Annotated in this window: 11 protein-coding genes; 5 read left to right on the plus strand and 6 right to left on the minus strand. The window is 25.6% G+C overall.

The genetic code is table 11. The annotated features are described in order from the left end of the window. Positions 1–33 precede the first annotated feature (33 nt). Together BZ132_RS06485 and BZ132_RS06490 are read right to left on the minus strand one after the other, a co-directional pair. Complete coding sequence (locus tag BZ132_RS06485; RefSeq protein WP_112149721.1) at positions 34–837, minus strand: metallophosphoesterase; 804 nt, start codon at positions 835–837, stop codon at positions 34–36. An 8-nt stretch (positions 838–845) separates the two neighbouring features. Next, a complete protein-coding gene (locus tag BZ132_RS06490; RefSeq protein ID WP_011406926.1) occupies positions 846–2,066 on the minus strand; it encodes an aldo/keto reductase in 1,221 nt (406 codons plus the stop codon). Positions 2,067–2,226: 160 nt separating this feature from the next. Here BZ132_RS06490 and BZ132_RS06495 point away from each other — a divergent pair, with 160 nt between their 5' ends. Further along, positions 2,227–2,718: a GyrI-like domain-containing protein gene (locus BZ132_RS06495; protein ID WP_011406927.1), complete on the plus strand. Its 492-nt coding sequence runs from the start codon at positions 2,227–2,229 to the stop codon at positions 2,716–2,718. An 847-nt stretch (positions 2,719–3,565) separates the two neighbouring features. Here the strand turns inward: BZ132_RS06495 and BZ132_RS06500 are convergent. Further along, positions 3,566–3,964 carry a translation initiation factor IF-5A gene (locus tag BZ132_RS06500; protein WP_011406928.1) on the minus strand — a complete coding sequence of 133 codons (399 nt, stop codon included), beginning with the start codon at positions 3,962–3,964 and terminating at the stop codon, positions 3,566–3,568. A 998-nt stretch (positions 3,965–4,962) separates the two neighbouring features. On the opposite strand from BZ132_RS06500, the gene BZ132_RS06505 reads away from it, so the two are divergent. Then, positions 4,963–5,580 carry a biotin transporter BioY gene (locus BZ132_RS06505; RefSeq protein WP_011406930.1) on the plus strand — a complete coding sequence of 206 codons (618 nt, stop codon included), beginning with the start codon at positions 4,963–4,965 and terminating at the stop codon, positions 5,578–5,580. A 107-nt stretch (positions 5,581–5,687) separates the two neighbouring features. Here the strand turns inward: BZ132_RS06505 and xerA are convergent, their stop codons facing one another. Together xerA and dnaG are read right to left on the minus strand one after the other, a co-directional pair. After that, positions 5,688–6,638 (minus strand): site-specific tyrosine recombinase/integron integrase, encoded by a 951-nt coding sequence (gene xerA, locus BZ132_RS06510; RefSeq protein ID WP_286940666.1) that lies wholly within the window; start codon positions 6,636–6,638, stop codon positions 5,688–5,690. Positions 6,639–6,748: 110 nt separating this feature from the next. Continuing rightward, complete coding sequence (gene dnaG / locus BZ132_RS06515) at positions 6,749–8,083, minus strand: DNA primase DnaG (RefSeq protein WP_112149729.1); 1,335 nt, start codon at positions 8,081–8,083, stop codon at positions 6,749–6,751. Between the two features lie 392 nt (positions 8,084–8,475). Here dnaG and BZ132_RS06520 point away from each other — a divergent pair, with 392 nt between their 5' ends. From BZ132_RS06520 to BZ132_RS06530, 3 genes are all read left to right on the plus strand, one after another. Further along, the gene (locus BZ132_RS06520; RefSeq protein ID WP_011406933.1) at positions 8,476–8,766 is read left to right on the plus strand and encodes a DUF211 domain-containing protein; all 291 of its coding nucleotides are present in this window, start codon (positions 8,476–8,478) and stop codon (positions 8,764–8,766) included. 66 nt (positions 8,767–8,832) lie between these two features. Continuing rightward, positions 8,833–9,507 carry an RraA family protein gene (locus BZ132_RS06525; RefSeq protein WP_011406934.1) on the plus strand — a complete coding sequence of 225 codons (675 nt, stop codon included), beginning with the start codon at positions 8,833–8,835 and terminating at the stop codon, positions 9,505–9,507. A gap of 454 nt (positions 9,508–9,961) precedes the next feature. Further along, on the plus strand, positions 9,962–10,246 hold the full coding sequence (locus tag BZ132_RS06530) for an H/ACA ribonucleoprotein complex subunit GAR1 (protein ID WP_011406935.1): 285 nt from the start codon (positions 9,962–9,964) through the stop codon (positions 10,244–10,246). A gap of 25 nt (positions 10,247–10,271) precedes the next feature. Here the strand turns inward: BZ132_RS06530 and BZ132_RS06535 are convergent. Continuing rightward, a partial coding sequence (locus BZ132_RS06535; RefSeq protein WP_286940667.1) for a hypothetical protein occupies positions 10,272–10,576 on the minus strand: 305 nt, incomplete at its 5' end.

Here is a 10,576-nt window from a genome sequence, read left to right on the forward strand (position 1 = left end):
AATCAAAAAATAATAGAAATAGAATCAACAAAGTTAAGTTGACTCTAATGTAACCATTGTAATTTGTGGTGTTGCCATGAATCTAAATGGAACCTTTCTTTCACCAACACCATTTGTTACAACAAGATATGCTCCACTATCTTCATATAATCCAGATAAATATTTGTGTCCCTTCTCAGATGGTTCAACCCATGGTGTATATCCAAATAAATTTACTTGACCACCATGTGTATGTCCAGATAATGATAAATCAATACGAGTATGATTTAATGTATCAAAATAATTAGGATTATGATGTGCAAGAATAACAAAATCATCATCTGCAGCACCATTTGTTGTTAAACGTGGATACTGGAAATCAGTTGATAAATCACCAACTCCCCCTAATCTTATTTTAGCACCATCTTTTTCAATCCACACACCCCTATTTCTTAAGTTTGTAATAGATGATGCATCAAGTGCATTGGATGTTGTATTTTTAGGATCATTATTACCCAAAACACCATACACGCCATATTTAGCCCTAAGATTAGATAAAATATCAATACATGGCTGTACATCGTCCTTATTATCTGTAACATAATCTCCAACCATAACAGTTATATCTGGATTTTGTTCATTAGTTTTATTTACAACATAACTTACCCTATTCTCATCAACAAATTCACCATAATGAAAATCACCTATAACAGCAATGCGTGTTCCATTAAACTCTGGCGGAATTTGATTAGATTTAACAGTTATTTCATTAACTTCAAGTTGTGTTGGTTCTATAATCATTATTGCTAAAAATAAACAAAGAATTAACAACAATATCCCTACAATTTTTTTAAACATAAATATTATCACCTAAACTTCAATAACCATTTTGCTAATGGTTTTCCAATCAACCTTACAAATGCCATGATACAATCATATCCAAAGAATTCTAAGTCTGATTTTACATTCACCATTTCACGTGGAATATTAATTTTCTGTGGACATTTATCTAAACAAACACCACAATTTCTACATTTTCCTGCATAACTACCATTACCTCCTGCAAGTCCAGATAGTTGGAAATATTCTCCGGATTCTCCAAAGATATATTTATTATTATATATTTTAAAACATGCAGGAATATCTACACCATATGGACAGGGCATACAGTATCCACACTGGGTACATGGTATTTTAATGAGTTTATTATATATTTTTTTCACATTAGAATATGTTTCTAATTCCTCTAAATCTATACTACTAGGGGGTGTATCATTTGTTGTTTTGATGTTTTCATCAACTTCACATATTCTTCCCATACCTGAGAGTACACAAGTTACTTCCTTATGATTTAAAACCCAACGTAACGCCCATCGACTAGGATTATCTGTGATATTTGATTTATCCATCTTATTTTTAACTTCCATTGGAACATTATTTGCAAGTAATCCACCCTTCAATGGCTCCATTACAAAAACACTTACATCATGATCATAGGCATATTTAACACCTTTTGTTCCTGCTTGTGCATCATCATCAATAAAGTTGTACTGCAAAAGACACATATCCCAATCATAACTATCTATTATTTTTTTGAATGAATCATAATTATCATGGTATGAAAAACCTATATTTTTCACTTTCTTTTCTCTTTTTATTCTATCAAGAAATTCAAAGATATTATATTCCTTAAGTTGTTTAAATGCAATATAATTTAGGGAATGAAGATAATAAAAATCAATACATTCAACACCCAACTTCTCTAATTGTATATTAAGATATTTTTCCAAGTCATCCTCATTTTTAACAAACCATACTGGTAGTTTTGTAGAGATTAATATTTCATCACGTCTTTTTTCAAGAATTGATTTTAGAAAGGATTCACTTTCCCCATTATGATAGAGATATGCCGTGTCAATAAGATTTATTCCATTATCTATAGCATGATTTATTAGTTGTGTTGCTTCTTTTTTATCTATCATACCATTTTTTGTAGGTAGTCTCATGGCACCAAATCCTAGTGCTGAAACTGCAGTATTTGTTTTTTTAACTGTTCTTTTTTGAATAAATACATCCCCCCAATACATTTTTAGTTATATAATAATATTCTTATTTATTTACATTCTATATTAATATATTATTTTAAATGATATGAAACATATATTATATTGTTAAATAATTTTTAGAAAAAATATAGAAAAAATACATTATTATAATAAAAAGTAAATTAAATGGAGTTTTGATAGAATGGATATTGTTGAAAAAAGAATTCCCGACCAAAAAGTAGCATATGTACCACACATTGATAGTTTTAGTAAATTACCAGAATTTATTGAAGAAGTTGGTCAATTAATTTCTGAAAATAAATTAGAAGCAGTTGGTTTTCCTTATGGTTCCTATGATAATGATTTAGAGGAATATGCTGAAAATAGACAAATTTTTGAAGTAGGTATGCCTATAAAAGATTTTTATGCTGATGGTAAACCTGCAGGTCGTATTGGTAAATTAGGTTTAAAAGAACTTACAGAACACACAGTTCTTTCAGGAAAACATAAAGGATCTCATAAAAACTTCAATGAAACTGTTAAAAAAATAGTAAAATATGCTGTTGAAAATCAGTATGATATTGTAGGACCTATCACTGAAATATACCTTCCAGCAAATGAGAACACTCCTGTTGAAGAGATTGAAACAGAAGTTCAACTACCTGTTATTTACATGGGTCCAAAAAGAGATTAAATAAATCTCTTCTCTACTTTTTTTTGAATTGATTAGGAATATGCAACTATTGTGTTTTGGTGTTTTTCAAAATATTTCGTTGTCAGTTTATAAATATCAAATATTTGTTGATGTTTTTATAACATGACAAAGAAAAATATATGAAATCATGTGTAAATAATTGTTATACATTCCTTAAACACGAAAAAATATTATAATATCAATAATAATTAAAAATAATAATTATATCCATTATTAATTAAAAAAAATAGAAATAACCTTAAAAACACATTACTTAAATAAAATTTCAATTTTAATAAAACTAAAATAATAATAAAAAAGGTGTGTAGTTTTAAATATAACTTTATTTTATTAAAGTCTATTTAGAATTAGCTATCTCTAAAAGCTCAGGTAAATTGTGTAGATTTTCCCCTTTAGAAAGAATGTTGAGGGTATTTAAATTAATAAAAAAGTTTATTTCAAAACCTTTTTACTGTAAAAAAATTTTGAAAAAATATACTATATAATTTATCTTAAATCATCTTTCATTTTTTTAGTCTTTCTTTTATTAATATTTAAATACTACTTCATTCTCATATAGCTAATTAATTAATTATATATTATGTTTACACTAATATATAAAAAAAGTGGTAAAAAGATACATTATATTAATTTCACATATTCCCTATTTTATTTAGAAATTTTCTTATTTTTTATTAAAAAGATATTATATTGTTTAAATTATTTAAATAAAGATTATACAAAAATGCAATGATTTCTATTAATGTTGAAATAGTGAGTATTAAAAATAGTTTTAATAAAAATTAGAATTAAATTATTTAAGAAAAAAAATGAGAAAAAAGAAAAATTAGTTTCCTCCTTTTGTTCTCATAATTTTCATGTTTCCCATAGCTTCTATGTATTCTACTTCTTTACCTTCAGCAATATCTCCTTTTAAATCTTCAGGAATAGGTAAATCAATAGTTTCATAGGTTTCTAAGTCCATTAATTGAACTTCTTCACCCATTATTGCTAAAACTTGTCCTACTCTTTTATCAATGATAGGTATGTCTACTTTTGCGTTTACAGGTTTTACAAGACTTCTTTTTTGATTATCAAAAATTCCTACTGCTTCAATACGTGCTTTTGCTGCACCGTGTTTACCAGGAGATGATGTTGATATACTGGTAATTTTTGAAGCTTCTCCACCTAATACTAAGTATTTTCCTTGTTTTAAAGTTTTTATTTCTGCTACTTTAGTTGCCATTAAATTTCCTCGAAAAAATTTTTTATGATTTAAATATAATAAAATATTCTATTGATTATTTTATCAAAAACAAACAAAAAGAGTTATTTTATTAACTTAAGTACTTAATCATATTAAAAATTCAATTGTATATTTAAATACAATATAGATATGATATAATATATATTTTATCTAATTAATATAGATTTCTAACAAGTACATATAACTACATATAATAATTAATAAAAAAAAATAATAAAAAAATAAATTTAAAAATAATGTATCATGCTTTAGCTACTTGTCCAGACGATGTTTTATATGCTCTTCCTGAATCTACAACACGTCCATTACTATATTCTGTATAATAATAATTTCCATCAGATCCCCTATAATAATCAGTACCTGTTGTATAATAATCCTTTGAATCTAATTTTGCCTTTACAGTATTTGGACTACTTACTCCATCAGCATAAGTTCCACCTGTTGGTTTATAATATGATGAATCTTGTGTAGCTGGTGGTTTATTATTTGGATTACCTGTTGTTGTAGAACTAGATACACTATTGTCTGTTNCCTGTGTTGTATTATTTTTTGTGGAATTTATTTCCTGAATTTGATTTTCTAATTGATTGTTCTGAATAAATAAATATGAAATACAACCAACAAATGCTATAATGATAATTGAAATCATGATTATAACCATACTACTTCTAATACTATCCCCTCATATATTTAGTTTTAAACTAAATTAATATTATTAAATATTTTTTAAATTCAATATATTTAATATTATACTTAAAAGTAGTTTTTTCTTCCCTTTTTTATTAGATTATTCTGATAATTTCTTTAAAAAAAAATTCTATTAGTATTTTTCTATTGTATATATTATTAAAGTAAGAATATATATTATAAAAAATAAAGATATATCTGATTATTATTAAACAATATGATATTTTAATAATTATAATAAGAAATAATTCTTTTTAAAAAAAATATGAATTAAAAGGAGTAACAATTTTATGTTTATAGACATTAACAAAGATAAAATACATGAGATACAAATGTCATGGTATTCATGGAGAAATAATGCTAGTACAACTACAATGGTATTATTATCATTTTTAGTAGCATGTTTCACTGGCCTTATGGCTCAAGTATCAATTGCAATTCCATGGAGTCCTGTTTTAATTACTTTCCAAACATTTGCTGTATTACTTGCAGGTGTATTCTTAGGTAGTAAATGGGGTGGATTCAGTATGATATTATATACTGTTCTTGGTATTTTAGGAATGCCATGGTTTACAAGTATGCATAGTGGACTTGAATGGATCTTCTCAGCTAGTGGAGGATACATAATTGGATTTATTTTAGCATCCATATTTATTGGACATGTATTTGATAATTATACTACTGCTAGAAAACCTATCCAAACAGTTATATTAATGTTAATTGCTAATTTTGTAGTAATATACATACCAGGTTTACTTGGATTATATAATTTCATGATAAATAATGGAAAACCTGTAACAATCACAGGATTATTAATTGCTGGTGTTGTACCATTTATAGTAGGAGACTTACTTAAAATTGCAATGGCATCTGGAATAACCACATCTATTTTACCAAAAGAAGATTAATTCTTCTTTATTTTTTTTAAATAAAAATAGAATCTATTTTTTTAAAATTATATTTAGAAAAAGTAATTTGAAAGAAAAAATTATTAATAGAAAACTAATTATTTTTTTTAATCAGTTACACTATTTATTCGAGATTTATGTACATGATTATTTCTATTTAACACAGCATCATCATATACATTTTTAAGAGCATGCATATCTACACTTGTATAGATTTGAGTTGTACTTAGATTACTATGACCTAATAACTGTTGAATTGCTCTAATATCAACACCATTTTTAAGTAGATGTGTTGCAAATGAGTGTCTTAATATGTGGGGTGTGACTCTTCGAGTAATTCCTGCATCTTTTGCATATTCTTTAATCATTAACTGAATATATCTTGAACTTAGACTAGTATTTCTTTGATTTACAAATAAATATTCATTCTCAACACCACGTTTATCTAAATATTCATGTATTAAATCAAGAGTATCTTCATCAAAAATAACTATCCTATCCTTATCTCCTTTTCCTCTTACTCTGATTGTTCTTTCATTCTCATCTATTGTTGTTACTTTTAGTTTTGTAAGTTCTGATACTCTTAGACCAGTTGAATATAGAAGAGTTAATATGAGTTTATTTCGTAGTCTTGTGATATTTTGAGGATTGGTTTTTTCAGGATCATATTCATTATCTTTAGCATGAATTAAATCGTATACTTCCTGTTCATTTAATGATTTAGGCAATGATTTTGTTCTCTTTGGTGCTTTAATTTCTTCATATATATGAATTTCTGCAAATTCAAAGAATTTCTTTAAAACTACTGTTACTAGATATATGTAATTTGTAGATACTTCTTTTTCTCTTTTTAAATATTGTAAATATCTTTTAAAGGCACGTAACATTCCTTTTTCATCTTTAATTTTTCTATCTGACAAGATAAATTTGTAAAAGTTGTCAAGAATAGATTTATATGTTTTTAATGTATTTGAGGAATAACCTTGTATATCCATTTCTAAAATATAATCTTCCACTTGATCTTCAAAGTATATCTCATCTAAATAATCTGATGTCAAAGTCCCACTCCCTTGCATCATGTTTTTATAGTTTATCAAAAAAAATTCTTCAAAAAAAAATATTATGAAGAAGAATGATTATTTTATTATTCTTCTTTTTTTTATGAAGATTATTTTGTAATAATTTTTATAGTTTCAGGTTTTTTTACAACCTCAGACATTTTAACTGCTACTAAACATTCAATATTTTTTTCTTTAGATAAATCAACAATTCTTTGTGTTATTATTCCATCAAAAACAATGTTTTTTATTGTTTCTTTTGAATTTTTAACTTCATTGTATATATCTGATACTTTTACTTCTTTAAGTAAATTAAAGTCCATATCATATAATCTTCCTTTACCTGTACCAGATAATTCTTTAAGCATTAATTCATATTTATTTAAGTGTGTTTCTTCTGTTTCATTATGTTTTTCTGTAGATTTTTGTGTTTTTTCTTTGGAATTATCTTTTAATTGTTTATTTTCATTTTTTTGTTGTTTAAATTGTTTTGATTCGTTTTTTTGTGAATATTTATCTGTTTTATTAACTGAAGATGTTACTTCATGTAATTTAGATTCAAATTTATCATGTGATTTTGGTTTATTATGATATCTGTGCTGATTATGATTATAATTAGCATGACTTGTTATTTTATCTACTGATGTTTTATTTTTAAGTGCATAGATTACTTGATCCTTATCTAAATACTCCACTTCAAGACCTCTAGGTGCTCTTGTTACATAGTCAATATCACCAATTTGAAGTAATTCTTTTAGTATTAAGTCTCCTCCCCTATCACCATCTAGAAATGCTGTGACAGTTCGTTTTTTTGTTAAATCTGCAACTGTTTTAGGAACATTAACACCTTCTACAGCTATGGTATTTTTTATACCATATTTAAGTAGATTGAGTACGTCTGATCTTCCTTCTACAATAAGTATTGCATCAGATGTTGGAGTATTTGGACCAGCTGGAAGATTATCCTCACCATATTCTATTATTTCAGGACGTCTTATTGATTCTTTAACTTCATCAATCATTCTTGAACTTTCAGGAGTAAATTCTTCCATCATATTTTGGTATAATTCTTTTGCTCTTTCTACAATAGTTCTTCTTTTAACAGCACGTACATCTTCAATTTTTGTTACTCTTAGGTTAGCTTCACATGGTCCAACCCTGTTAATTGTTTCAAGTGATGCTGCGAGAATTGTTGTTTCTATTCTATCAAGACTAGATGGAATTATAATTTCTCCTTTTGTTCTTCCAGATCTATTAGTCATATCCACTTTAATTCTACCGATTCTACCTGTTTTTTGTAATTCACGTAGATCTAGACTATCACTAAGTAGTCCTTCTGTTTGTCCAAATATTGCACCTACTACATCAGGTTTTTCTACAAATCCTTTTGCATTTATTTGTGAATGTATTAAATATTTAGTAGTTGTAATTTCATCTTTAACCATGTAATAATAATCTTCATCATCATGATATTTGGCATTTTTATGTGTCATTTAATCGCCTTTTTTTTATTAATTTCTGATTATAAAATTTATATTTTTAATTTAAGCCAATTAGATGAAAAATTTTTTTTATTTAATATTTTATTAGTATTACTCCAAACATAGGAGTTATAACATTATTATCATAATAATTTTTTTAAATTATATTTTATATTTCAATAACTTACTTCGTTATATCGATATACAGTATTATTTTAATTAGAATTTATTATTATATTTATTGTATTTTTATAGAAATTAAGTATTTTTTAAATATTAAAAAAGATATAAATTATATAAAAGATAAAAAACAATGTTTATCTAACAAGGATTTTAAATCGGAGGATTTAATAGAAATGGAAAATTCACTAATAAGAGTAGTTTTAGATATTTTAAAACCACATTCCCCATCACTACCATCATTTGCTATGTATTTAAGCTCACTTGATGGAGTAGATGGTGTAAATATAACATTAATTGAAATTGACAAAGATACTGAAAATATAAAAATAACTATGGAAGGAAAAGATCTTAATTATGATAAAATTAGAGAAGCTGTAGAAAATTATGGTGCTTCAATCCATAGTATTGATGAAGTTGTTGCTGGTAAAAGATTAGTTGAAGAAGTAACAACACCACAAGACTAAATACTCATAACTACCTTTTTTTATATTATTTTTTTTATAATAGATATTTTTAGAGATGAAATTTAAATGTCAAAAGGAAAAATAACTCCAAAAAACATATTACATGGAAATAAAAAAAAACAAGAAAAAATAACTCTTGAAAACCTACTTGAAGTAGCAAGTAGTGATAATGTATCTGATGCCATGAAAAATTTATATGGTAAAGACGGCCTTATTAATGGTATTAAACCAATAGATCCATCATATAAAGTTGTTGGAAAAATTAAAACAGCAACTACCAATTCATATGATTGGGGTACTGGTATAAAAGGAATTTATAACACCAATATTGATGAAATCTTATTTATTAAATGTTCAGATGATGAATATGCAGTGTGGGGTGAAATGGCATCTAAAGCTGCACAAAAACAAGGACTAAAGGCTACTGTTATTTATGGAGTATCTAGAGACACAGAAGATATTATTAAATTAAATTATAAAGTATTTTCAAAAGATATAAAATCACATGCTGGACTTCCATCAAATAATGGCTTGTTAAATGAACGTATTGTTATTGATGATAACATTATTTGTAATGGTGATGTTCTTGTTGGAGATATGGATGGTGTTGTTATAATACCACAAGAAAAAGTAGAAGAAGTACTTCATGAAGTTGAAAACATAAAGAAATTTGAAACTGAAAGTTTAAAGGAAATGATAGATAAGGAGATTCCTTTAGATGAAGTTTTAGGTATTAAATAATTATTTTTAACATACTTAACTTCTAATTTTTTTTTAATTAATTTTAAAATAATCCCCTATTTATAAAAATAAAGAATATTATATTTTATTTATCAAAAAACATTTTTTTATACCGTGAATTTATTTAATTTTTATTTCTTTTAATTGAAATAGGGTTATTTATAATTAAATAAGAACTTATTTTAATAAAAAACATTATACTATATATAAGTATCCAAAAGTATAAATATCAAAAAAATAATAATTATAATTATAAAAAAAATATGAACAATTATAGGAAAAAATATAATTTATTCTAACCTTAACAAACCTTAAATCATTAATTATTCAAAAAAATCATTATGAACTCCCATAAACTAAAAAATAATAATACTAATTTTATACAAAAAATTCAACAATTATCAAAATAACTAAATATAGATAATAGTATTTATTCCTAAAAATAATAGAGAAAATGTCAAAAAAGAATTCAAAATTAAAAAAAATAGGTACAATAAGTCATATAACAAGTACTAACAAACTAATTGTACCTTCAAATAAAACACCTCGTATTGGTTCAGTAATAGTAAATAAACAACATAAACCAATAGGTAAGATCAATGATATATTTGGGCCAACCAAACAACCATACATCTCTATAAAAACTAGTAAAAAATTTAAAAAGGCTAATACGGGAGAAGCTGTATATCTACAACCAAAAAATAAGAGAAGGAGGATGAAACAACGGCAGGCATACTAAAACGGAAAAAAAGATATGGACGACCTCATAAAACACTAAAAACTGACATTAAAACCAGAAAGCCAAAGAAAAAAGAAGAAAAAACAGAAGAAACTCCAGTAAAAACAAAAACAACCAAAACTCCCAAAATAAAAGAAAAAACAGAGAAACCTAAAAAAAGAGGACCAGGAAGACCAAGAAAAACCAATAAAACAGAAGATAAAATAGAAGTAGAAGATACAAGTAAACATACCACTACAATTATTGAAAAACAAGAACCACCAAAGAAAAGAGGACCAGGAAGACCAAGAAAAACTAAGAAAACAGAAGACAAACCAAAAAAAAGAGGAC

The organism is Methanosphaera sp. DEW79 (assembly GCF_003266085.1).
In the GTDB taxonomy this organism is placed as follows: domain Archaea; phylum Methanobacteriota; class Methanobacteria; order Methanobacteriales; family Methanobacteriaceae; genus Methanosphaera; species Methanosphaera stadtmanae.